The sequence below is a fragment of the Pseudomonas sp. CFBP 13719 genome, assembly GCF_014842095.1.
Lineage (GTDB): Bacteria > Pseudomonadota > Gammaproteobacteria > Pseudomonadales > Pseudomonadaceae > Aquipseudomonas.
On the sequence record NZ_JACYVB010000001.1, the window covers coordinates 78,184 to 102,329 of the forward strand.

Sequence of the window (24,146 nt, forward strand, 5' to 3'; positions counted from 1 at the left end):
AAAGTTAAACACTCGGGCTGTACGGTAGACATTCGGCGGCTTTCTGGCTGTCGCGCCGCGCTCATTCACCTCACAAGGAAGCAAGTCGATGACCGATACCCTTCAGCCTGCCACCTCGACCGATCCGGTCGCACCGCAAACCAATCCCGAGCTGACCTTCGATGCCTTGATCGCGATCGCCAAGAGCATCGCCCAGCAGCAGCCCAAGCCTCTGCCCATCGAGAACCCCGCAACCCGGGAGATGATCGAGCTGCAGGAAAAACTGCACGACGCCAGCGTGCTGCGCACTGAAGAGGCGCCGAGCCTGGATCAGGTGCGCACCATCGAACGTGACCCCAGCAACCCGGACGTGCTGATGGTGTACAAGCACGACGACAGCGTGGTGGTGGTTACCCGCGAGTTGACTCCAGAGGCGTTCGATACCCTGGACAACATGGGCAAGACCCTGGACGGAATCAAGACCAGCGAAGACGAAGGTTACCAGCAGGTCAAGGACAACCCGTTCACCGACGCCGACATCGACGGCGCGACCATCGGGGTCAAGGACGAGGTCGGTCCGGGCCTGGTTCGCGCCGAGGTGTTCGATGCCGACGGCGGCAGTCGCAAGGTCATCGTTTCCAAGGAGAGCAATCCGCAGCTGTACGAGCGTTTCGTCGCCGTGGATGAGGGCCGCCGCAACGACGACGGCAAGCTGGACGATGCGCGCAAGGACGCCGACCTGCCCGCCATGACCGAACTGGATGTGGGCAATCTGGAGACCGGCACGGTCGACCCCAACGATGCGAACCGCAAGCTCACCGTCAGTGAGCAGACCTGGCAGAACCTGATCGCGCAATGGAAAACCGGCGTGGAGGACGGCAGCATCGGCAAGGATGACGACCGCGCCAAGCTCTACACGGCGTTGCGCGCGCAGGCCGCCAGTGACGGCGGTCTGGACATGGTGGTGCTGGACATGTCCATGGGTCAGAACACCGCCAAGGTCAGCGGCGACGATCTGTCGTCGATCATCGACCGGGTCAAGGTCGACGAACGCACGGCCGAACTGTTCGGCGCCGAAAGCGTGCAGAAGGACTTCCAGGCGCAGCAGGCCAAGTCCCTCGACGCCCTGCCGGACAAGACCGCGGTGCGCGAAAAGCTTGAAGGCATGGCGTTCTCCGAAGACTACTCGCGCTACATCGCCGACCTGAAGAACAGTGGCAAGGAAGGCCTGGCCGAAGCCGACATCAGCAAGACCTACGCCGCCCTGGCCGCCTTCGATCCCGAAAAAGCCGCGCAGTTTTCCCAGCACATGATGATCGATGCGACCACCATGGACCTGGACAAGCTGCTGGCCGATCCGTCGGGCATCAACGATCAGAACACGGCGCTGGCCACCCAGGATACGATCAAGACGCTGCTGACAGCCTTGAAGAAAGGCGGCGTGGACATCCCTCGACGTACCGTGGAAACCGAACGTTTCGTCCAGGAATTTCTCGGCAACAAGCAAACCGCCAAAACCTTCGCCAGCGCCTTGAAGGAACTGGGCGCCACGTTCAGCCAGAACGGCACGGTGACCCAGACCGATATCGAGAAGGTCATGGGCAAGGACGTCTACAAAACCCTCGGCGAAGGCGCCCATGGCAGCATGCTGCGCACCTTGAGCGAGCTCAACGGCAACGGCGTACTGGGATCGGCCGGCGGACTGATCTCACTGGCCTCGGGTATCTATCAGTTGGTCGGCAAAGGCGGCAGCCTGGCCGATACCCCGGAAGAGCGACTGGCCATCGCCAAGGACATGGTCAGCGTGCTCGGCGCCGGCCAGCACTTCGTCAATCTGGGCTCTAATATCGTCGACAGCGTGCGTGGCACTCAGGTCAACCAGATGCTGGGCCTGGACAAGTCGCTGCCGCAGATCTTCGGCAAGGACCAGCCCCAGGGCGGCGGGCGGCCGTTCAGTGTGGTGGAAGGCGATCTGAAGAAGCTGTTCGAGGACTTCAATGCAGCCGTCGATGCAGCGCCGATTGACGACAAGAAGAAGCTGGCGGAAAAGCTCGACCTTTCCGAAGACAACATGAAGACCCTGACCGAGGGCTTCCGCGACGGCTTCGCCAAGAATCCCGGGCTCAATGGCAGCACGCCCAGCACCCGCGCGGTTTCGGCATTCCTGCGGGTCATGGACGCCGGCGCCAATACCTTTACCGGTGTGGCCGATCTGGTGCTGGGCGGCCTGAAGATCAAGAGCGGGCTCAACAGCAACGATCAGACGGTCGTCGCACAGGGCGCGATCACCGTGGCCGCCGGGGCCTTCAACGTGGCCGGTGGGGGTGCGCAGATGGCCGCGCTGGTGGGTTCCAACGTGGCCAGGGCGTTGACCGGGCCACTGTTGTGGGCGGGGGCAGCCCTCACCCTGGCGCTGACGCCGTTCCTGATCGTCGAAGACATCAAGCACAACAACCGCATGGATGACCACCGCGACGACCTGCAAGGGTTGTTTGCCGACCTGTCCGAACAGGGTCTGCTGACCGAAGACGGAGACAAGCGCTTCGAATTCCTCGACACCTACATGTACAACTACGGCCAGCGCGACGCGCCCGACGATAAAAGCATCTTCGAGTATCGCGACGGCGAGTACGAGTTCTACGCCGAGGAAGGTCATCTGCCCGAAGAAGGCTTCGACGACGTCAAGCATGACGACTACAAGGGCGACGGCGAAAACCTCGACACCCGCCTGGACCGCGTAGGCTGATCACGCACCGACCGCCCCCACATCCGATCGCGGTCCTCATGTGGGAGCGGTCATCGGCCGCGAAAGCCGTTACGCGGTATGCCTGATGCACCGCGGTGCGCCTTTCGCGGCCACGGACCGCTCCTACGTTCGATCGCGTCCCCACTGTAGGAGCGGTCATCGGCCGCGAAAGCCGTTATGCGGTATGCCTGATTCACCGCGGTGCGCCTTTCGCGGCCACGGACCGCTCCTACGTTCGATCGCGTCCCCACTGTAGGAGCGGTCATCGGCCGCGAAAGCCGTTATGCGGTATGCCTGATTCACCGCGGTGCGCCTTTCGCGGCCACGGACCGCTCCTACGTTCGATCGCGTCCCCACTGTAGGAGCGGTCATCGGCCGCGAAAGCCGTTATGCGGTATGCCTGATTCACCGCGGTGCGCCTTTCGCGGCCACGGACCGCTCCTACGTTCGATCGCGTCCCCACTGTAGGAGCGGTCATCGGCCGCGAAAGCCGTTATGCGGTATGCCTGATTCACCGCGGTGCGCCTTTCGCGGCCACGGACCGCTCCTACGTTCGATCGCGTCCCCACTGTAGGAGCGGTCATCGGCCGCGAAAGCCGTTATGCGGTATGCCTGATTCACCGCGGTGCGCCTTTCGCGGCCACGGACCGCTCCTACGTTCGATCGCGTCCCCACTGTAGGAGCGGTCATCGGCCGCGAAAGCCGTTATGCGGTATGCCTGATTCACCGCGGTGCGCCTTTCGCGGCCACGGACCGCTCCTACGTTCGATCGCGTCCCCACTGTAGGAGCGGTCATCGGCCGCGAAAGCCGTTATGCGGTATGCCTGATTCACCGCGGTGCGCCTTTCGCGGCCACGGACCGCTCCTACGTTCGATCGCGTCCCCACTGTAGGAGCGGTCATCGGCCGCGAAAGCCGTTATGGGGTATGCCTGATACACCGCAGCGTCCCCTTCGCGGCCACGGACCGCTCCTACGTTCGATCGCGTCCCCACTGTGGGAGCGGTCATCGGCCGCGAAAGCCGTTATGCGGTATGCCTGATGCACCGCGGTGCGCCTTTCGCGGCCACGGACCGCTCCTACATTCGATCGCGTCCCCACTGTAGGAGCGGTCATCGGCCGCGAAAGCCGTTATGCGGTATGCCTGATGCACCGCGGTGCGCCTTTCGCGGCCACGGGCCGCTCCTACGTTCGAGCACGGTCTGTTTTTCTCCAGGCGAACCCCCCGAGCGGGGTGCTCTTTTGTTGTTGTTGTCTGGGTAACGAACGACGATGCTGCGGTGCTGCTCAGCCAAGTCCCGGCGGCAGCGGATGAAGGTCTGCGTTGCGCCCCGCCTTCGCCACCTGCCCCGGCATTTCATGCCCCAGCAGCGCTGGCAAGGTGCGGGAAAGGTCGAGCAGACGGGGCAGATCGATGCCGGTGGGAATGCCCATCTCCTCACACAGGTTCACCAGGTCTTCGGTGCAGATGTTGCCCGAGGCACCCGGCGCGAACGGGCATCCGCCCAAACCACCGAGCGACGCATCGAAGCGCCGCGCACCGGCTTCGTAGGCGGCCAGGACGTTGCTCAATCCCAGCCCGCGGGTATTGTGGAAATGCAGGGTCAGCGCTTCGGCGGGCAACTGTTCCAGCACCCGCCGGACCAATGCGTAGACCTGGCGCGGGTTGGCCATGCCCGTGGTGTCGGCCAGGGTCACGCCCTGCATGCCGAGCCGCTGGTAAGCATCGACCAGGTCCATCACCACGCGTTCATCGATGGCGCCTTCGAACGGACAGCCGAAGGTCGTGGCGATGGTGCCATTAAGGCTGACCGACGTACCGCGGGCCAGCTCGAGCACTTCGATGAAGCCTGCCAGGGATTGTTCACGGGTCATGCGCATGTTGGCGCGGTTGTGGCTCTGGCTGGCCGACAACACCAGGTTGAGTTCATCCGCCTTGGCGGCAAGCGCGCGCTGCGCCCCCTTGAGATTGGGAATCAGCGCCACGTAGGTCACACCCGGCTGGCGGGCGATGCCATGGAACACCTGTTCGCCATCGCGCAGGGCTGGAATGGCCTTGGGCGAAACGAAGGAACCGGCCTCGATGCGGCTGAAGCCCGCCAGGGAAAGCTGGTCGATCAAGAAAATCTTGTCTGCTGTGGCAACCCAGATCGGCTCGATCTGCAGACCATCACGGGGCGCCACTTCCTGAACGATGAGACGTTGCGAGTAGTCGTTGATCATTGCACGATCCCCTCATCCTTCAGGCGCTGGATAGCGCTCTCGCTCAGGCCCAGCTCGGTCAGCACGGCCTGGGTGTGCTGCCCCAGGCTTGGCCCCTGCCAATTGACTACACCCGGCGTGGCGGAGAGTTTGGGCACGATGCCGGGCATTTTCGTTGCCACGCCACCGGGCAGCTGCGCATCGAGAATCATATCGCGCGCCTGATAGTGCGGGTCGGCGACGATATCGGCGACCGAGTAGATACGCCCGGCAGGCACCTCGGCGTTTTCCAGTGCCTGCAACACATCCCCGATGGGGCGCTGGGCGCTCCAGGCGCTGATGGCGCCATCGAGCAGGTCGCTCTGCGCAGCTCGGCCATCGTTGTGAGCGAAAGCCGGGTCGTCGCCCAGATCGGCTCGACCGATGGCGTTCATCAGGCGCTTGAAAATGGGATCGCTGTTGCCCGCGATCACCACATAACCGCCATCGGCAGTGGGGTAGGTATTGGACGGAGCGATACCGGGCAAAGCGCCGCCGCTGCGCTCGCGCACATGACCGAGCATGGCGTACTCGGGCACCAGGCTTTCCATCACGTTGAAGACGCTTTCGGCCAGGGAAACATCCACCACCTGACCGTCACCCTGACCGGTCTTGACCCGCAGCAACGACATCAGCGCGCCCATCACCGCATGCATGGACGCCAGCGAATCACCCAGGCTGACCCCCACCCGTGCCGGCGGTGAGTCCGGGTGGCCGGTGGTGTAGCGAATGCCGCCCATGGCCTCGCCGATCGCGCCGAAACCCGGGCGGTCGCGATAAGGGCCGGACTGGCCATAGCCGGAGATGCGCACCAGCGTCAGCTTGGGGTTCAGCGCATGCAAGACGTCCCAGCCCAGGCCGAGTTTCTCCAAGGCGCCGGGACGCAGGTTCTCGATCAGTACGTCGGCGCTTTCGGCCAGTTGCTTGACGATCTCGATGCCTTCGGCGGACTTGAGGTTCAGCGCCAGAGATTTCTTGTTGCGCGATTGCAGGTACCACCACAACGAAGTGCCTTCGTGGAGTTTTCGCCACTTGCGAAGGGGGTCGCCCTGCCCCAGGGTTTCGATCTTGATCACCTCGGCACCGAACTCGCCCATCATGCGCGCAGCGAACGGCGCAGCGATGAGGGTTCCGATCTCGATGACACGGATTCCGCTAAGAGCAGTCATGGGCAGCCTCGATGTTTCTTGGAATTTGTACCAAGACTAGAGGCATACCGGCAGCGAATTCCAACCTTGGATCGGCAATGCCCGTTCGCGTTTGGCGAACGATCAAACCTGCCCGGCGGGCTGCTGCAGATGGTCGAACAGCAACCGGCTGACGGGCGACAGCGCGTCCCGTTCGCGCACCACCAGCATCAGCGTGCGGTGCGACCAGTCGTCGCTTAGGTTGACTACCTGCAACCCCAGCCCACGCCCGAACAGTTCGTAGGCCTTGCACGGCAACACGCCCACGCCCATGTTGGCCTGCACCATGCGGCATACCGCATCGAACCCGGGAACGTGAATGCGTACGCGCAGGGGCTCGCCCAGGGCCTTGGCCGCCGCATGCACGCGATGGTTGATCGAGCTGGCGGCATGCAGGCCGATGTGATCGTACGCAAGCGTCTCGGCGAATGCCACCTCACCACGGTTCGCCAATGGATGATCGCTGCGCATGACCACGGCCAGTCGGTCCTTGCGATACGGCACGCTGCACAGGTCCTTGGTGTCGCTGTCCGTGGCACAGATACCCAGATCGGCGACGCCGTCGATGATGCCCTCGACCACGCCTTTGCTGGGTCGCTCTTCCAGATCCACCTTCACCCGGTCATGGGTGGAGACGAAGCTGTGCAGGTCCTCGGGCAGGAACTGGATGATCGCCGAGAGGTTGGCCAGCATCCGCACGTAACCACGCAGCCCCTGCAGATGCTCGCCCACTTCGATGCCGACCTTCTCCACCTCGGTGAGCATGCGCCGAGCATGGTGCAGCAGGGTTTCGCCGGCAGCGGTCAGGGTCATGCCCCTGGCAGTGCGGGAAAACAGCGCGATGCCCAGCACTGCTTCGAGCTCTACCAGACGCTTGCTGGCGGCCGACACCGCGATCGCTTCCCGTGAGGCGGCACGGGTCAAGGTGCCCTCCTCATGGACCGCCACGAAAAGCTGCAGGGTGACCAGGTCCAGCCGCCTGATCAACTGATTGTGGAGCATGCTTGGATCCTCGATGTGCCCCCTGCCAGCCGATGCGGCGCAGGGGACATGGCGCGCCACTCAGTCCTGATTGACGCCCTCGGTCAGTTGCTGGTCCTCGCCAAGGAAACCGCCGCTCTGGTGCTGCCAGAGCCGTGCATAGATACCGTTTTTCGCCAGCAGCTGGGCATGGGTGCCCTGTTCGAGAATGCGTCCCTGGTCCATGACGATGAGCCGGTCCATGGCGGCGATGGTCGACAGGCGGTGGGCAATGGCGATCACGGTCTTGCCCTGCATCATGTGATCGAGACTTTCCTGGATGGCCACTTCGACTTCCGAGTCCAGCGCGCTGGTGGCTTCGTCGAGCAGCAGGATCGGCGCATTCTTGAGCATCACCCGTGCAATTGCCACGCGTTGGCGCTGGCCGCCGGACAGCTTGATGCCCCGCTCGCCCACCAGGGTGTCGTAGCCGCTGTGGCCCTGACGGTCGCTCAGCTGGCTGATGAACTCATCGGCCTGAGCGCTGGCGGCCGCACTGCGCACCTGTTCATCGGTGGCATCGGGACGCCCATAGGCGATGTTGTCGCGAATGGAGCGGTGCAGCAGCGAGGTGTCCTGGGTCACCATGCCGATCGCGCTGCGCAGACTGTCCTGTGTCACATGGGCGATGTTCTGCCCATCGATGCGGATCTCGCCGCTGTCGACATCGTAGAAGCGCAGCAGCAGGTTGATCAGGGTCGATTTGCCCGCACCCGAGCGCCCGACCAGGCCGATCTTCTCGCCTGGGCGGATGTCCAGGCTCAAACCGTCGAGCACCTGGCGTTCGCCGTTATAGTTGAAGCTCACGTTGTCGAACGTCACCGCCCCGCCCGAAGTCGTCAGCGCACCTGCGTCGGGCGCGTCCTGCACCTTCGCCCCGCGGGTCAGCGTGCCCATGCCATCCTGCAGCGTGCCGATGTTCTCGAACAACGAGGTCATCTGCCACATGATCCAGTGCGACATGCCGTTGATACGCAGCGCCATGGCCGTGATCGCCGCCACGGCGCCGGTCCCGATCTCGCCCAGATGCCAAAGCCACAGTGCGTAGCCACCGGCCGCCATCAGCAGGCCCACCACCAGTGCCTGGTTGACGATCTCGAACTGGCTGACCAGACGCATCTGGCGAAAGCCGGTGTTCTTGAAGTCTTCCATGGCCGCACGGGCGAAGTGCGCCTCGCGGTTGGAGTGGGAGAACAGCTTGACCGTGGCGATGTTGGTGTAGGCATCGGAAATGCGTCCGGTCATCGACGAACGCGCGTGGGCCTGCTCTTGCCCGACCTTGCCCAGGCGCGGCACGAAATAGAGCATGGCCAGGCCGAACAGCACCAGCCAGGCCACGAACGGCAGCATCAGCTTGGGTGCGAAACCACCGGCCAGAGCGATGATGGCGATGAAATACACGCCGATACCCGGCAGGATCTCGATCAGGGTGAACAGCACGTCGCGCACGGCCAGGGCAGTCTGCATCACCTTGGTGGTGACCCGGCCGGAAAACTCGTCGGAGAAGAACGACAGGCTTTGCCGCAGCATCAGCCGGTGGAAGTCCCAACGCAGCCTGAGCGGCAGGTTGATCGCCAGAATCTGGTGCTGGACCATGGTGCGCAAGGCGACCAAGGCGATGCTGCCCACCATCACCAAGCCCATGCCCCACAACACGCGGCTTTCCTGGGCGGCGGCATCGCCGCCCTGCTGCCAGGTGGTGAGCAGGTCGACGACCTGGCCCAGAAAGGAAAACAGCCAGGCTTCATAGACCGACACCGCAGCGCTGAGCACCGCAAATGCCAGGATATAGCCGCGCGCACCGCGGGTGCAGGCCCAGAGAAAACGGGCCAGGCCATCGGGTGGCGGCGGTACTTCATCGGGTGGGAAAGGGTCGAGCCTTCGTTCGAATGCACGAAGCATGGGGGTCTCCATCGGAATCAAGTGGCGCAGATTCTGCCACTTAATGGCGCACTCGTGGGTTGCGATGGGCGGCTTTGCGAAGAACGGCTGATTCGGCACCCATGCTTGACCGGCAATCCATCAGTCTCGAAAACCCATCTGACCTTCACAGGGCGGTCACCGGCTGCAACCTTGGCGCGAACGTCGGGTTCAGCAAGACACCTCGTCCGCGGCCTGCTCAACGGCAGCGGCACCGCCTTCGCGCTCGATCCACTCGATCAGTCGTTCGCTGGCCATCGGCGGAGCAATGAAGTAACCCTGCCCCTCGTTGCAACCCCAGCCTTTCACCGCGTCGAAACTGGCCTGGTTCTCGATGCCTTCGGCCACCACCTTGTAGCCCAGACGCTGCGCCAGATCAATGAGTGTGGTGACCAGGCGACGATCCTTTTCCTGGCTTTCGATGTCCTTGAGCAGCGAACGGTCGAGCTTTACCGAGGTGGCAGGCAGTTCGCGCAGGTAGGTCCAGTTACTGTAGCCAGTGCCGAAGTCGTCAATGGATATCTCGATCCCCAGCGCACGCAGGCGTGTCAGCTGGTTCCGGCATTCGGCGGGGTTCTTGATCAACGCGCCCTCGGTGAACTCGATCTCCAGGGTCGCAGCCTCGACGCCATAGCGTTCCAGGGTCTGGATCAGCCGGTCGGTGAAAGCCGGCCCCTCCAGATCGCAAGGGCTGATATTGATCGCGACCTTGAAGGCGTAGCCTGCATCCCGCCAATGCCGGGTCTGCTTGATGGCGGCCTCGACCACCCAGACGCTCAGCAGCCGGATCAGGTCGGTTTTCTCCGCCAGCGGGATGAACTCGTCCGGCCCTATCGGCCCCAGCGTCGGGTGGGTCCAACGCAACAGCGCCTCGACCGCGCAGCAGCGTCCGCTGGCGAAGTCGATGCGCGGCTGGAACACCAGGCCCAGTTGCTCGGACTCTTCCAGGGCGTACGACAATGAACTGAGCAGCACGAAGGCACGCTGCTGGGCGATGTCCAGTTCCGCCTGGTATCTGGCCCAGCCGATCCCTCGGTCGCGCGCGTAGTCCGCGGCACTGACCACCAGACGCACCCAGTCACGGTCGTTGATGGTGTGGCAGTCCAGTTCCAGCGCACCCATGCCGATCTGCGTGCGAATGGGAATCCCGTCATGTTCGACCGGGGTGGCGAAGGCCGTGGAAAACCTCGCGTACAAGGTCGCCAGGCATTCGTCCCGCGGCTTGATGAATGCGAAACGGGTGAGACCGATCCGATAAAGCACGCAGTCGTGTCCGATCAAGCCCGCCACGCGACGGCTGATTTCGCTGACCAGACGCTGGGAAAACGAATAGCCCAGCGCCTTGACGATATCGTTGACGAAACTGGGCGAGAGGAAGTCGACCGCGATCAGCAACGGCTCTTCCCTTGCGCTCAGATGCCGATGGATGTCGTCTTCCAGGCGAATACGGTTCATCAGGCGGGTGGGCCGGTCGATGAACGAGTCGGCGCGCAGGTCGTGCAGCCGGTGCACCACCAACTGCGCCAGATGCCGCAGGCTTTCCCGCTGGCCAGTGGACATCGGCGCGCGCGGCTGCTTGTCGATGACGCACAGACTGCCCAGGGCGTGACCGTCATCGGTCAGCAGCGGCACCCCGGCGTAGTAGCGTATGCCCGGCGGTCCGGTGACCAGCACGTTGTGTCGAAAGCGGGGGTCGCGGTGGGTGTCCGGCACTTCGAAGAAGTCGTCGACCAGAATGGTGTGACCGCAGAAGGACACATCCCGTGGCGTGGATGAAACGGTGATGCCGACTTTCGCCCGAAACCACTGTTGCTGTTCTTCGAGAATGGAAATGAGCGCTATCGGCGTGCCGAAGACTTCAGCGGCCAGCGCCACGATCCGATCCAGCACCTCGTCGTCGACCGCGTCGCGGTAGCAGAGCTCGGCTACGCGGCGAACGCGCTCGCGCTCGTTGTCCGGGAAAGGTGGAGCGAAGTGGGTCATCACGGTATTCATTGCCCGATGGTCAGTCGCAAAGGGAGGCACTCAAGACAAGGCTGCATCCCTGTATCGGCAGCCTTTCCGGGAACTGTATACAGCTTTGCCCCAAGAGCACCACTGCCCTTCGTCTCCCTAGACAGCGCCGAAGAAGGCCACCTTCTGCGAAAGCCGGTCCGCCAGGCGAGCCAGCTCGGTGCTGGCGGTCGCGACCTGCTGCGAGCCGGTCGCTGACTGCACCGTCGAGCCATGGATGCGCGTGATGTTCTGCGAGACGTCGTCGGCAACTGCATTCTGCTGCACCGAAGCGCTGGCAATCTGTGCGTTCATCAGGTTGATCGCGCCCACCTGCTCGCTGATCTTGGCCAGGGCTTGCTGCGCACTGCGCGTCTGGGTGACGGTGTGCCCCACCAGTTCGCAGCTGTTGCGCATGGTTTGCGCGGCCGTCTCGGTGCCCGACTGCAAGGTGCTGATCATTTCGCGGATTTCTTCGGTCGACTGCTGGGTGCGATTGGCCAGCGAGCGCACTTCGTCGGCGACCACGGCAAAGCCACGGCCGTGCTCGCCGGCGCGGGCGGCCTCGATGGCGGCATTGAGGGCCAGCAGGTTGGTCTGCGCGGCAATCGAGTTGATCACGTCGATGACCGACTCGATCTTTTCGCTGTGGCGCGACACCTGGTCGACGGTGTCCGTGGTCTGTTCCAGGGTGAGCGCCAACTGCTCGATGGCGTGCGTAGTGCTGGCCACCAGCCGATTGCCGCTTTCCACTTCGATGTCCGCCAGGCGTGAGGCATCTGCGGCCTGGGCGGCGTAACCGGACACCTCGCCCACGGTCGCCGCCATCTGCGTGATGGCAGTGGCCACCTGTTCGGCCTCGCGGGTCTGCAGGCGAATATGTGCGTCGTTGGCGGTAGAGGTCGCCGACAGCTGCGCCGAAGAGTGATTGACTTCCCGCGCCGCCGTGCGCACCTGCTCGATGGTTTCGCGCAAATGGCCCAAGGCGGTTTTCAATACGCCCATCACGCTGTTGGGGTGATCGGTCACGATGGTCTGGTTCAGGTTGCCCGCAGCAAGCTGCTCGATTGCCAGGGCCACTTCGGCCGGCTCACCGCCCAGCGTCGATTTGACGAAACGAATGATCACGGTCGACAGCACGATACTCAGCAGCAGCGCGATACCGGTGGCCACCAGCATCAACGTGCTGAACTGGCTGGCAGTGGCCTGCACATCACCCAGCTTGGCCTTGATCGCGGCTTCCTCGTAGTCGATCAGTGCGTTGATGCGCTTGAGCCATTCGCTGTAGTCAGCCGAAGTCTGGCGCAGCAGCAAGGCCTGGGCACCTTGGACATCACCGCCCCGACGCAGCTCGATGAGCGTGCGGGTGGACTCCAGGGTCTGCCGCTCGATGCCCTTGATGGCCGCCAGCAACTGACGCTCCTCGCCGGTTACGCCAGCGCTCTGGAACAGCTGCTCCATCGGCGCCGCCGAATCGACATAGTCTTTTTCCAGTGAGGCCACCTGCGCCAGGTGTTTTTCCAGGTCGCGATCGTTGTCCACCAGCACCGCGTCACGGATGGCGATGGCGCGGTTGTGCACGCTGCCACGAAAATTGATGGCGTAACGCTGGATCTTTGCCGCGTTCTCGCTCACGTCAGTCAACGTGGAATCAATGAACGCAACGCGCTGGATGCCGATGGCGGTGATCATCACCAACAAGGCGAGAATGGCCGCGAAGCTCAGGGCTATGCGCGTGGCCAGAGACAGAGGTTTTTTCATGGCAGGCTCGAAAGTTCGCCCGATGAGGACGGAAAAGACGCGCGAACCGGAGGTCGAGTCGCGCCGAAGCGGCGGACGTTACGGCGCTGCTGGCAAGGAAGCCAATTGGCATTTCGCGAAGCAATGATAGCTAAGCGCTATCAAACTAATTCCGCTGTGAGTTGTATCATTGAGTTGACACTCAACACCATCGCTTTACAGTCGCCTGATGGACAAGAACTCAGAAATTCCAGCGGTCGTTCGACGGTGCCATGGCTGCCGCCAGTGTGGCTGGCGTGGCTGCCATCGATAAGGTCAGGCAGGCGGCGCTGAGCCTCGCGATTCACGCAAAAAAGGTCCGGGCATCATGAACTCCGGTCGCAACCTGGTCGCCGCCGCATTTGCCCTCACCGCGGTCTCGTACGGGTTGGCGCGTTTCGCCTATGGCCTGCTGTTGCCGCAGATGCGCGTGGAGCTGTCGCTGGACGCCACGGCGGCAGGCTGGATCGGCAGCGGCGCGTTCGCGGCCTACTGCGCCGGCATCGTCCTGACGTTCGTATGCAACGGCACGCTCACTCCTCGCACCCTTGCCGTACTCGCGGGTCTGGCCGCCACGGCTGGAATGACCTGCATAGTGACCGCTACATCGGGGTGGATGCTGGGCGCCGGAGTGGCGCTTGCCGGGCTGAGCACCGGACTGACCTCGCCACCGTTGGCGAGTGCAGTCGCCGCTCGGTTCAACACTGCCGGCCGCGCAAAGGCGAATGCGGCGATCAACGCCGGCACGGCTGCCGGCATCGTCTTCTCGGGTGCCGCTGCGGCCATGACTGTGAACGCCTGGCGTGAGCTGTATACCGTGTTCGCCCTGATCGGCGCAGCGATCACCGTCTGGCTGTGGCGGGCCCTGCCGCAGGGTGGTGGCAGTGAAACCGGCGCGGGCATGTCCCTGAAATTGCTCGGCCGACCGGGGCTGGCCCTGCTCTGCCTGAGTGCCTTCGCCATGGGCGTGTCGAGCACCGCCATCTGGACCTTCGGCGCCGACATCCTGCGCGGCGCGTTCGGGGTCAGCGACAACGGCATCGCCTGGGCCTGGATCGTACTCGGAGCGGCCGGGGTCAGCGGCGCCGCCACCGGCGTGCTGATCGACCGCTTCGGTACGGCCGTCATCCATGGCGGCTCGCTGTTGGCCATCGTCACGGCGATCCTGACCCTGGCCGCAAGCGAGTTCAGCATCGTCTATGGCTTCGTCGCCATGGGCCTGTTCGGCGCGGCCTACATCATGTCCTCGGGTGCGTACCTGATCCAGGGCACTGCACTGCTGCCGGATCGACCCGACCTGGGCCTGGGTTTTCCGTTCCTGTGCCTGGCACTCGGGCAGACGGCCGGCGCGCCGTTGTTCGGTGCGGCGATGGGCGCCATGGGTGTCACCGCTGCTCTTTTCGCCTTTGCCCTGCCTGCCTTTCTGGCGATATTTCTCAGGCCCCGAACCCGCTAGCAGAATCTTCACTCGAGTGCGCTGCGAGGCCCGGAACTTACGCCCGATCCGCCCACTCAGTTCTGTACCTGCCTGCCCTCATTCGAGACCACTGCCTTGGCCACATCTGCCACTTCGCGGCGTAACGCGCTGTCTCTCGACGGCCTGAATTTCTTCCTCGCCGATGTCCGTGACGGGCTCGGGCCCTATCTCGCGATCTACTTGCTGGCGGTGCACAAATGGGACCCCGGCAGTATTGGCCTGGTAATGACCCTGGCCGGGCTGGCAGCACTGCTCACGCAAACCCCCGCCGGCGCCCTGATCGACAAGACCCGACACAAACGTGCGGTGGTGGTGGTCGCCGCCCTGCTGGTTACCGCCAGCTGCGTGGTCCTGCCTTTCATTACCTCGTTCGGGCTGGTCGCCGCTACCCAGGCGCTTGGCGCCATCGCCGGCTCGGTGTTCGCTCCGGCCATCGCCGCCATCTCCCTGGGCATCACTGGGCCCAAGGCCTTCACCCGGCGCACCGGTCGCAACGAAACCTACAACCATGCCGGCAACGCCTTTGCCGCCCTGCTGGCGGGCGGGTTCGCCTACCTGTTCGGACCGGTCGCGGTGTTCTACCTGATGGCCGCCATGGCCTTGGCCAGCGTACTGGCGGTGAGCTGCGTGAAGGCCGATGCCATCGACCACGACGTCGCCCGTGGGCTGGAAGCCCACCACAAGGATGAGCACGAACAGCCCTCCGGCTTCAAGGTGCTGCTGGGCAATCGTGCGCTGCTGGTGTTCGCGGTCTGTTGCGCGCTGTTCCACTTGGCCAACGCGGCGATGCTGCCGCTGGTGAGCCAGAAGCTGTCGCAGATCGACCTGAGCATGGCCACCCCATTGACCTCGGCCTGTATCGTCGCCGCGCAGCTGGTGATGGTGCCTGCAGCCCTGCTGGTAGGCGCGCGTGCCGATCAATGGGGGCGCAAGCCGCTGCTGCTGGCCGGCTTCCTGATCCTGCCGATTCGCGGTGTGCTCTATACGTTTTCCAACGACCCGTACTGGCTGGTGGGCGTGCAACTGCTCGACGGCATCGGCGCCGGCTTGTTCGGTGCACTGTTTCCGCTGGTGGTCAAAGACCTCACCCACGGTACCGGGCGTTTCAACGTCAGCCTGGGCGCCCTGACCACCGCCTTCGGCCTGGGCGCTGCGCTGAGCAACGGCCTGGCTGGCCTGGTCGTGCAGGAGGCTGGCTACAGCGCAGCCTTCCTGACCCTGGCCGGGGTCGCTGCTGCGGCCTTCGTCCTGCTGCTCACCGCCATGCCGGAAACCCTGCGCCGCGCCACTGAACAGGAAGCCACGCCTTGCCCCACGCCAGCTTGATCATCTGGGGCGTCAGCCTCCTCGCGACGTTGGGCATCATCACCAGGCCATTGCGGATTCCCGAATACGTCTGGGCGCTGGCGGCAGCGATCGGCCTGGTCGCTGGCGGCCTGATCGCCTGGTCTTCGGCACTGGCAGCGGTACTCAAGGGTACCGATGTCTACCTGTTTCTGGTGGGCATGATGCTGCTGGCCGAACTGGCCCGCCGTGAAGGGTTGTTCGATTGGCTGGCGACCGTCGCTGCCCGCCAGGCCCGCGGCAGTGCGCAACGGCTGTTCGATCTGGTGTTCGTGGTCGGCATCGTGGTGACTGTTTTCCTGTCCAACGATGCCACTGCCGTGGTGCTGACTCCGGCCGTGTACGCGGCCACCCGGGCAGCGCGCGTCAACCCGCTGCCGTATCTGTTCGTCTGCGCGTTCATTGCCAATGCGGCCAGTTTCGTCCTGCCGATTTCCAACCCGGCCAATCTGGTGATATTCGGCACACACATGCCGCCGCTGCTCGACTGGCTGGCCATGTTCAGCCTGCCGTCCCTGGCGGCCATCGCCATGACCTATCTGGTTTTGCGCCTGACCCAGCGTCGCCACCTGCAGCAGCGTCTGGAACTCGTCGAGCAACTGCCCAGCCTGAGCGCAGGTGCTCGACTGACCGCCTGCGGGCTGGCCGTCACGGCGGTGCTGCTGTTGACCGTATCGGCCCTGGACGAAGCGCTGGGCCTGCCGACGTTCCTCGCCGCCGTCACCACGCTCGCCGTCGTCCACCTGTACCAGAGAAGCAATCCCTGGCCGGTGTGCAAGGGCGTGGCCTGGGGCGTGCTGCCGCTGGTAGCGGGGCTGTTCGTGCTGGTGGAAGGCATTGGCCAGACCGGCGTCACCGGTCAATTGGCCAATTGGCTGGAACAGGCCGCCAGGCACGCGCCGGCCCAGGCACACTGGTGGGCAGGGGGCTTGGTTGCGCTGGCCTGCAACATCGGCAACAACCTGCCGGTGGGCCTGCTCAGCGGATCCATCAACGAACTGGCGCACCTGCCGCCCAACGTCACCGGCGCGCTGGTGGTCGGCGTCGACCTGGGCCCCAACCTATCGGTCACCGGCTCCCTGGCGACCTTGCTATGGTTGATCGCAGTGCGCCGCGAAGGGGTCGAAATCAGCGCCTGGACGTTCCTCAAGCTCGGCGCCGTGGTCATGCCGCCGGCCCTGATCGCCGCCCTCTGGCTGCTGTAAGTGCCGCAGGCGCATCAGCGTCTCAGAACTTCACGGTCGCCGTCAGACGCGCCGTGCGCAACGCGCCCTCTTCCACCTGCAGCGTGCTGCTGCCGGTGGTGGCTGGGTAATACTGCTTGTTGAACAGGTTGTCGATATTCAGCTGCAGGCGCGTTTCGTAACCCTGGGTGGGCAAGTCCCAACGCACGAAAGCATCGGCCAGGGTGTAGCTGTCCATCCAGAAACTGTTGGCGTTGTCGCCCGGCCGCTCACCCACGTAGCGGGCGCCCGCACCTACATGCCACTGGCCGGTCTGCGCGGGCATGGCCAGGTGATGGGTCAGGTAAAGGCTGGCCGTGTGCATCGGCGCGTTGGGCAGCCGATTGCCTTCCTGCTCGGGCGCTTCGGCGTTCTTCAGCACTTCGGTGTGGCTGTAGGCATAAGTGCCGATCACACTCCAGTTCGCGGCGATCTGACCGGTGACATCCAGCTCGATACCCCGCGAACGCGCCTTGCCGACCGCCTCGTCGAGGCTGTCGCCATTGCTCTGCAGCACGCTGTTGACCAGGTTCTTCTTCTCGATGTCATACACCGCCAGGTTCACGTTCAGCGCAGCGGTTGGCGTGTACTTGACCCCGGCTTCGTAGCTGCGACCCTCGGTGGGCTTGAAGCTGTTGCCCGCATCGTCGGCATCGTTGGGCACGAACGAGCGGCTGTAGTTGGCATACAGCGCCACCGTTTCGCTGGGCTGGTAGACGATCCCGCCGAACGGAATGAACTCGTCGCCGTTGGAATCGGCACCGGGCGCATACGAGCGGCCCAGGCCTTGATCGCTGTATTGGTCCCAATGCGCCTGCCGCCCACCGAACACCAGGATCCAGCGATCGTTCAGGTGCCAGTTATCCTTGAAGTACAGGGATGTGGTGACCAGGTTGTTCTCGGCATTGCTCTGCGCCGCGCTGACCGTGACCGGCTCGGCCAGACGGCCATAGACCGGGTTGCGGATGTCGATATTGCCGGCGGCGGTGTTGGCGTTGCGGTAGGTCTTGCCGCGGTATTTGTCCAGCGACTCGTTGTCCAGGCCCACCACGATTTCGTGACGCTGGCCGAACAGCTGCTGGTCGCCGATCAGGTCAAGCGCCGTGTAGCGGCTTTCGTAATCGTAGTGACCGCCATTGGCGATGCGCCGCAAGGTGTTGCCGGTGAGCGTATTGGGTTGAGCGATGGCCAGGCTGTATCGATCCTGGGTCCAACCGTAGGTCAGGCGACTGCGCCAGGCGTCTCCCAGCTGATACTCGAACTTCGCCGTGGTGCTCTGGCTGATGCCCACGGTCTTGGCCCAGCGCTCGTCGAGGCGGTCGCGGTAGCTGATGTCGGCGGGGCGGCCGGCGACGAACACGGTGCCACGATCGAACGGGCTGGCGTAGTCGTTGTAGGTGTAGGCCAGCGAAGCACTGGCCCGCTCACCGACCCAGGCAATCGACGGTGCGATCAGGGTGTGCTCGTCGGTCCCATAGTTGCGCCAGTAATCCTCGTGGCTGCGCTCGGCCACCAGCCGGTAGGCCAGATCGGTATCGCCCAGCGGGCCGGTGGTGTCCAGCGACAGCGAACCGCCGCCCTCGCTGAAGCCGGACGCGCCGAGGGTGGTGCTGCGGGTGAACTGCGGCTGCTTGCTGACGACGTTGATGACCCCGCCCGGTTCGAGAGCGCCGTACATCAGCGAGGCCGGTCCCTTGAGCACTTCCACGTGATCGGTGGTCGCCCCCAGGTTGCGACCGATGGCCGAGCGGATGCCGTCGCGCAGGATCGAATTGTCGTCGTTGCTGCCAAAGCCGCGCTTGATCAGCGCGTCCTTGGTGCCGCCCAGGGTGTTGGTCTGGGTCACACCGCTGACGAAGCGCATCGCGTCGTTCAAATCCTTGACCTGGTAGTCGTCGAGCGTGCGTGCCGTTACCGAATTGATGGTCTGCGCCTCGTCACGGTTCTGCGTGGCGCTCTTGCTCGCGGTTTCGCCGCGCACGCGGGCGTAGCCGTCATCACTCTCACCTTCGCCGGTGGCCTGGATGACACTGGAGGGCACCTCGGTGGCCGCCATGGCCAGGCAAGGCAGGACTGAGCACAACAGCACCCAGGAATGGGCCCGATTCAACGACTTGACCACGCGTGTAACTCCGTACTAGATAGAAGACGCGAATGCGTCCCATCTCAATTGTACGGACTATTGCGGTCATTTGCTGAATCGGTTGTACGATTTTTCACTACCTGAGAGACCAATTCAGAGACGGAAGCGACCCACCAGATCGTTGAAAGAGATGGCCAGGCGCGACAGATCCTGGGTCGATGCGCTGGTCTGGTGAGCGCCTGCGGCCGTCTGCGTCGACAGGTCCTGGATGTTGATCAGGTTCCGGTCGACCTCGCGAGCCACGTGGGCCTGCTCTTCGCAGGCGCTGGCGATGACCAGGTTGCGGTCGTTGATCTGCGCGATCCCGGTGGCAATGGATTGCAGCGCATCGCCGGTGGCCTTGGCCAATACCTGAGTGTCCCCCACCAGCCCTTGGCTCTTGCCCATGGCAGCGACTGCCTGGTCTGCCCGCGAACGCACCGCGCCGATCATGCTTTCGATCTCGCCCGTGGACGACTGGGTACGTGCCGCCAGCGCCCTGACCTCGTCGGCAACCACCGCGAAACCACGCCCCTGCTCGCCGGCACGGGCCGCTTCGATGGCCGCGTTGAGGGCCAACAGATTGGTCTGTTCGGCGATACCGCGAATCACGTCGAGCACCTTGCCGATATCGCGCACCTGAACCGCCAGGTCTTCCACGATGGTCGTCGAGGACTGGATTTCGACGGTGGCATTGTTCACCGCTTCTACAGCATTGCGCGCCTGCGTCAGGCCATCGGTGGCCTGGCTGCTGGCGGTCTTCGAGGCTTCCGAGGTGGAGATGGCGTTGCGCGCGACCTCTTCCACGGCCGACGTCATCTCGGTGACGGCCGTGGCCGCCTGCTGAATCTCGTCGTTCTGACGCAGCAGCCCACGGCTGCCGTCTTCAGTCACCGCATTCAACTCTTCGGCTGCCGAAGCGAGTTGGTTCGAGGCGTCGGCAATCTGGTGAATAGTCGCCTTCAGGCCTTCCTGCATTTCGCCGAGCGCGGCGAGCAGTTGCCCGGTTTCGTCACGGGCCGAGCTGCCGATGCTGTGGGTCAGATCACCCTTGGCGATCAATTTCGCGCTGGCCACCGCGGTGGCAATGGGCCTGCTGATCAGGCGGCTCATGAACAGCCCCAGTGCCAGTGCTGCGAGAAAAGCCAGTGCGATGCCGATGTAAAGCACGGTGATCGCCGCCCGCTCCTGCTCGTCGGCGTCACGCGCACCTTCCTGGATCTGCCGGTTGTTCGATTCGACCATGATGGTCAGCTCGTCCATGACGGTGCGATAGGCCGGCTGGATCTCACCCGACATGAGCGAGCGCGCAGCCGAAACGTCACCGGCGTCCAGCACCGACAGCACTTTCTGCAGCTGCGCCTGATACAGCGGCCAGTCACGTTCCATCTTGTCGCCGGCGGCACGCTCGTCGTCGGCCAGTGGCGTCTTGCGGTACGCCGCAAAAGCCTTCTCGCTGTCAGCCAGGTTGGTGTTCATGCTCTGGCGAATCGAGTCCTTGACGCCCTGCGAATCGTTTTCCGCATGGGCGGCTATCAGGGCGTAGAGGTCCTTGAGCTGGGCAATCGCCTTGCTCTTGGCTTCGGCCGTCTTGGCAACCGATACCAGGTTGTTCGAGAACACAAGTTTGAGGCTCTCCGACAGCTGACTGACGCCACGGCCTCCCAGCAGGCCGACGCCCAGGGTAATGAACGCACACAACCCGAAGGCCGCAATCAGTTTGGAAGATAACTTTGCATCGCGAAGCCACGTCATACAGGTATCCTGTCAGGTCCACCAAAAAAAGCCCCGGGTTCGGCACTTTCCTTAGCGTCGTGGGCGGTATGAACCCGCTATCGGCATCGCCGCAGGAAGCTTGAATAGTGTTCGCAGGCCGTGTGGCCACTTGGGCCTACCTTCTGTCGTGGCGACCAAATGCACCTGCCATACGATCAGCGGTATGAACGCTTATGAGATGATGGCTGTCTGACATCACTCTATCCGCAAGACCTTGCGATGCCACCCATGAACGACCTCAACCGCCGTAATCCATGCCGCTTGCCGATGCTTCTATCACTGACGCTGCTCACGATCGTGGGGCTCTCCATTCTGTGGGAGTTTCACCTCGAAGCCTATGTGATGCATTGGCTGAACCTGCCCTACGACGGTGACTTCGAAGACGCCGAACGCTGGCGTTTCGTGCTGACGTCCTCGGGGTTCTCGATGATTTCGCTGATTGTGCCGACCATCGTGCTCAAGCGCATGGTCACCAACACTCAAATCAGCTACAAGCGTCTGCAGCGGATCCAGTTTCAGACCGAAACCCTGGCTAGGTACGACTCCCTCAGCGCCTTGATCAACCGGCGCGGCTTCATGGACCTGCTGTGCGAACGGCTTGCACAGCATCGCTGCGTATCGATCATGCTGATCGACCTGGACCACTTCAAAGCCATCAACGACCAGCACGGCCACTCTGGCGGAGACAGCGTGCTGGTCGAGGTTGCCGACCGGCTCAAGCACATCGCACGCCTGCACGGTGGCACCGCGGCCCGGCTGGGTGGCGATGAGTTTTGCCTGCTGTTTCTGGATTACAGGGATGAGCGCGAGCTGAGCGACATTGCCGCAACGACCATCCAGCAGGTCAGCGAAGCCTTTGTCGAACCCTCTACCCCCGTGCGGCTGGGCGCGACCATTGGCATATCGCGTTCCTGGATCGATGCCACCGAGGCGTCCGCACTGCTGCACTGCGCCGATACGGCGATGTACCGAGGCAAGAACGCGGGCCGCTCCATGTTCAATTTCTACGACAACGAATACGAGCGGCAGCTGCGGGCGCAAGCCGACCTCGACCAAGCCCTCAGGCACGCGGTGGAGCGCGAGGAAATCGTGCCGTTCTTCCAGCCCATCGTCACCCTTCCGTCGCAGACGATCGTGGGCTTCGAGGTACTTGCACGCTGGGCCCGGCCCGACGGCAGCACCGGCATGCCTGGCGACTTCATCCCGATACTCGAGCGCCTTGGCCTGATTCCGGCCATGACCCGTTCACTGGTCAAGCAAGCCTGCAGGGCAGCCAGCTTCTGGGACGACACACTGCACCTGTCGCTCAATGTCAGCGCCACCATGATCACCGATGAGCTGTTCCCCGATCGCCTGGCCGAGCAACTCAGGCATGAACGTTTCCCCTACGAGCGCTTCGAAGTGGAGATCACTGAAGAAGCGCTGGTGGGCAACCTCGACGCCGCCCAGCGGAACCTGAGCAAGCTGCACGCCTACGGCATCAGCGTGGCGCTGGACGACTTCGGCATCGGCTATTCGGGTCTGTACCATCTGACGCGGCTGTCCATCGACAAGATCAAGATAGACCGCTCCTTCTTCGAGGCCGGCAGCATTGACCACCTGCCCATGGTGGAAGCCATCCTGGGGATGGCACGCAGTCTGAAAATGAAGGTCACGGCCGAAGGCATCGAGGACTTCCACCTGCCCTACCTGCCGAAATGGCTGGCGGAGAATGGTTGCCACTATGCCCAGGGCTACCTATACGGCCGCCCACAGGCAGGAAGCACGATCGCCGCCGCCGTCCAGGCGCCGTTGACGATTTGCGCCGCGGCTCAGAACTGAACGCGACGCCCGGTCACCGGGTAGCTCGGGTCGGTGTAGCCAGGCGTCGAGCTATGGCCCGCCACCACCAGCGCGTCGATGAACGCCTCGTCCTCGGCGGTGAACTGGTACCGCAACGCCGGCACATAGTCACGCCATTGCTGTTCGGTGCGAGGCCCGGCGATGGCCGAGCTGATCAATTGGTTGTTGAGCACCCAGGCCAAGGAAAATTGCCCGGAGGTGATGCCGCGGGCCTGGGCGTGATCCTTGATGCGCTGCGCCAGGCTCAGCGACTCCGGGCGCCACTCGGTCTGCTGCAGGCGCGGATCGCTGCGCCCTGCCCGGGTATCGACACCCGGTTCGGCACCGGGGTCGTACTTGGCAGTCAGCACGCCTCGCGCCAGCGGGCTGTAGGACACCACGCCGATGCCATAATGCTCGGCTGCCGGCAGATGCTCGGCTTCGATCTGCCGATTGGCCAGGTTGTACAGCGGCTGGCTCACGGTCGGCCGCTCGACGCCCAGCAGGTCAGCCACCCGGCAGAATTCGGCAAGCTTCCAACTGCTGTGGTTCGACAGCCCGTAGCCGCGGATCTTGCCGGCGCGAATCAGATCGGCCAGGGCGCGTACGGTCTCTTCCACCGGCGTGAAAGGGTCTTCACGGTGCACGTAATAGAGGTCGAGGTAATCGGTCTGCAAGCGGCGCAGACTGCCTTCTACCGACTCGATCACGCTGTGGCGCGAAGCCCCGCGTCCATTCGGCCCTTGCACGCCGGGGTTGGGGTTGACGAACTTGCTCGACAGCACCCAACGCGAGCGCTGGCCGGCGATCAGCTTGCCGACCGCGATTTCCGAAGCGCCGTCGTTGTAATTATTCGCCGTATCGATGGCATTGATGCCCTGCTCCAAGGCATCGTCGACGATACGCTTGGCGGTGGCGTCGTCGGTCTGGCCGCCGAACATCATCGTGCCCAGGGTGATTTCGGAAACCTGCAGGCCATGGCGGCCCAGGCGGCGGTATCTGACATCGCTCATCGAAAAGTCCTCTCTTGGCAAAACCGGCGGCCATGCAAGGCCCTGTCCGTCGATGCTGGCGTATCCGATCCAATCCAGCAACATAATGGCCTATAGCCTGTATCGGAAAAGACTATTTAAGCTACGCGGGCTGTGGCCGATAGACTGACCACACTTAAATGAAACAACGCTCATCCCGTGGCCAGGACGCCAAAACAACGATAGAGCCCTCGGAGCACCGCATGCCCACCACCCACATCACGGAAATGCAGGAAGACGTCCATGACGCGGCACGTCAGTTGGAAATGATCTACCAAATGCTCCGCGGCCACGCCCTGTTTCTGCGCAGCAGAAACATCGACCATCTCATAGATGATGTCTTGCTCGTTGAAAACCAGGCGGGCGCTCTGGCCCTGTCCATTCAAGATCTAAAAGGGGCCGCATCCAGGATGGCCAAGGCGGCGTAGCTCGAAAAGCCTCGTATCCCACAAAGTCCAGTATACAAGCCTCTTATTCCATTCAGGAATTT

14 protein-coding genes and 3 pseudogenes are annotated in these 24,146 nt (G+C 63.5%); 6 read left to right on the plus strand and 11 right to left on the minus strand.

Features of this window, described 5'->3' with window-relative positions:
- Positions 1–88: 88 nt before the first annotated feature.
- On the plus strand, positions 89–2,725 hold the full coding sequence (locus tag IFT57_RS00410) for a hypothetical protein (protein WP_192149815.1): 2,637 nt from the start codon (positions 89–91) through the stop codon (positions 2,723–2,725).
- A gap of 1,285 nt (positions 2,726–4,010) precedes the next feature.
- On the opposite strand, the gene IFT57_RS00415 is transcribed toward IFT57_RS00410, so the two are convergent.
- The 7 genes and pseudogenes from IFT57_RS00415 to IFT57_RS27190 all read right to left on the minus strand — a co-directional run.
- Complete coding sequence (locus IFT57_RS00415) at positions 4,011–4,946, minus strand: hydroxymethylglutaryl-CoA lyase (protein WP_192149817.1); 936 nt, start codon at positions 4,944–4,946, stop codon at positions 4,011–4,013.
- Positions 4,943–6,133, minus strand: a complete 1,191-nt coding sequence (locus IFT57_RS00420) for a CaiB/BaiF CoA transferase family protein (protein ID WP_192149819.1) — start codon at positions 6,131–6,133, stop codon at positions 4,943–4,945. The genes IFT57_RS00415 and IFT57_RS00420 overlap by 4 nt, the downstream gene beginning before the upstream one ends.
- 102 nt (positions 6,134–6,235) lie before the next feature.
- On the minus strand, positions 6,236–7,153 hold the full coding sequence (locus IFT57_RS00425; protein WP_192149821.1) for a LysR family transcriptional regulator: 918 nt from the start codon (positions 7,151–7,153) through the stop codon (positions 6,236–6,238).
- 60 nt (positions 7,154–7,213) lie between these two features.
- A complete protein-coding gene (locus IFT57_RS00430; protein WP_122478667.1) occupies positions 7,214–9,073 on the minus strand; it encodes an ABC transporter ATP-binding protein in 1,860 nt (619 codons plus the stop codon).
- Between the two features lie 189 nt (positions 9,074–9,262).
- Positions 9,263–11,074, minus strand: coding sequence for a putative bifunctional diguanylate cyclase/phosphodiesterase (locus IFT57_RS00435; RefSeq protein WP_192149823.1), 1,812 nt, complete (start codon positions 11,072–11,074; stop codon positions 9,263–9,265).
- 129 nt (positions 11,075–11,203) lie between these two features.
- Positions 11,204–11,725, minus strand: a pseudogene (locus tag IFT57_RS27185) (methyl-accepting chemotaxis protein); the annotation flags it as partial.
- Positions 11,726–12,334: 609 nt separating this feature from the next.
- Positions 12,335–12,844 (minus strand): annotated as a pseudogene (locus IFT57_RS27190) (MCP four helix bundle domain-containing protein); the annotation flags it as partial.
- 346 nt (positions 12,845–13,190) lie between these two features.
- On the opposite strand from IFT57_RS27190, the gene IFT57_RS00445 reads away from it, so the two are divergent.
- From IFT57_RS00445 to IFT57_RS00455, 3 genes are all read left to right on the plus strand, one after another.
- A complete protein-coding gene (locus tag IFT57_RS00445; protein WP_192149828.1) occupies positions 13,191–14,318 on the plus strand; it encodes an MFS transporter in 1,128 nt (375 codons plus the stop codon).
- A 96-nt stretch (positions 14,319–14,414) separates the two neighbouring features.
- Positions 14,415–15,665, plus strand: a complete 1,251-nt coding sequence (locus IFT57_RS00450; RefSeq protein WP_122796808.1) for an MFS transporter — start codon at positions 14,415–14,417, stop codon at positions 15,663–15,665.
- A complete protein-coding gene (locus IFT57_RS00455) occupies positions 15,647–16,888 on the plus strand; it encodes an arsenic transporter (protein WP_122796809.1) in 1,242 nt (413 codons plus the stop codon). Before IFT57_RS00450 ends, IFT57_RS00455 begins: the two co-directional genes overlap by 19 nt.
- 22 nt (positions 16,889–16,910) lie before the next feature.
- Here the strand turns inward: IFT57_RS00455 and IFT57_RS00460 are convergent, their stop codons facing one another.
- From IFT57_RS00460 to IFT57_RS27200, 3 genes and pseudogenes are all read right to left on the minus strand, one after another.
- Positions 16,911–18,962, minus strand: coding sequence for a TonB-dependent siderophore receptor (locus IFT57_RS00460; protein WP_192150805.1), 2,052 nt, complete (start codon positions 18,960–18,962; stop codon positions 16,911–16,913).
- A 180-nt stretch (positions 18,963–19,142) separates the two neighbouring features.
- Positions 19,143–20,006 carry a methyl-accepting chemotaxis protein gene (locus IFT57_RS27195; protein WP_446731183.1) on the minus strand — a complete coding sequence of 288 codons (864 nt, stop codon included), beginning with the start codon at positions 20,004–20,006 and terminating at the stop codon, positions 19,143–19,145.
- Positions 20,001–20,783 (minus strand): annotated as a pseudogene (locus IFT57_RS27200) (MCP four helix bundle domain-containing protein); the annotation flags it as partial. The gene IFT57_RS27195 and the pseudogene IFT57_RS27200, both read right to left, overlap by 6 nt.
- A 249-nt stretch (positions 20,784–21,032) precedes the next feature.
- On the opposite strand from IFT57_RS27200, the gene IFT57_RS00470 reads away from it, so the two are divergent.
- On the plus strand, positions 21,033–22,625 hold the full coding sequence (locus IFT57_RS00470; protein WP_192149830.1) for a putative bifunctional diguanylate cyclase/phosphodiesterase: 1,593 nt from the start codon (positions 21,033–21,035) through the stop codon (positions 22,623–22,625).
- On the opposite strand, the gene IFT57_RS00475 is transcribed toward IFT57_RS00470, so the two are convergent.
- On the minus strand, positions 22,616–23,638 hold the full coding sequence (locus tag IFT57_RS00475; protein WP_192149832.1) for an aldo/keto reductase: 1,023 nt from the start codon (positions 23,636–23,638) through the stop codon (positions 22,616–22,618). The two genes, IFT57_RS00470 and IFT57_RS00475, sit on opposite strands and share 10 nt — an antisense overlap.
- Positions 23,639–23,859: 221 nt before the next feature.
- On the opposite strand from IFT57_RS00475, the gene IFT57_RS00480 reads away from it, so the two are divergent.
- Entirely contained in the window at positions 23,860–24,084 is a 225-nt protein-coding gene (locus IFT57_RS00480) for a hypothetical protein (RefSeq protein ID WP_122712920.1), read from the plus strand.
- Positions 24,085–24,146 lie beyond the last annotated feature (62 nt).

Coding starts and splice junctions, on each gene's coding strand:
- IFT57_RS00460 (WP_192150805.1), bottom strand. CDS start 18,962: ATGGCGGCCACCGAGGTGCCCTCCAGTGTCATCCAGGCCACCGGCGAA.
- IFT57_RS00470 (WP_192149830.1), top strand. CDS start 21,033: ATGAACGACCTCAACCGCCGTAATCCATGCCGCTTGCCGATGCTTCTA.
- IFT57_RS00430 (WP_122478667.1), bottom strand. CDS start 9,073: ATGCTTCGTGCATTCGAACGAAGGCTCGACCCTTTCCCACCCGATGAA.
- IFT57_RS27195 (WP_446731183.1), bottom strand. CDS start 20,006: ATGCAGGAAGGCCTGAAGGCGACTATTCACCAGATTGCCGACGCCTCG.
- IFT57_RS00425 (WP_192149821.1), bottom strand. CDS start 7,153: ATGCTCCACAATCAGTTGATCAGGCGGCTGGACCTGGTCACCCTGCAG.
- IFT57_RS00480 (WP_122712920.1), top strand. CDS start 23,860: ATGCCCACCACCCACATCACGGAAATGCAGGAAGACGTCCATGACGCG.
- IFT57_RS00410 (WP_192149815.1), top strand. CDS start 89: ATGACCGATACCCTTCAGCCTGCCACCTCGACCGATCCGGTCGCACCG.
- IFT57_RS00420 (WP_192149819.1), bottom strand. CDS start 6,133: ATGACTGCTCTTAGCGGAATCCGTGTCATCGAGATCGGAACCCTCATC.
- IFT57_RS00415 (WP_192149817.1), bottom strand. CDS start 4,946: ATGATCAACGACTACTCGCAACGTCTCATCGTTCAGGAAGTGGCGCCC.
- IFT57_RS00445 (WP_192149828.1), top strand. CDS start 13,191: ATGAACTCCGGTCGCAACCTGGTCGCCGCCGCATTTGCCCTCACCGCG.
- IFT57_RS00435 (WP_192149823.1), bottom strand. CDS start 11,074: ATGACCCACTTCGCTCCACCTTTCCCGGACAACGAGCGCGAGCGCGTT.
- IFT57_RS00475 (WP_192149832.1), bottom strand. CDS start 23,638: ATGAGCGATGTCAGATACCGCCGCCTGGGCCGCCATGGCCTGCAGGTT.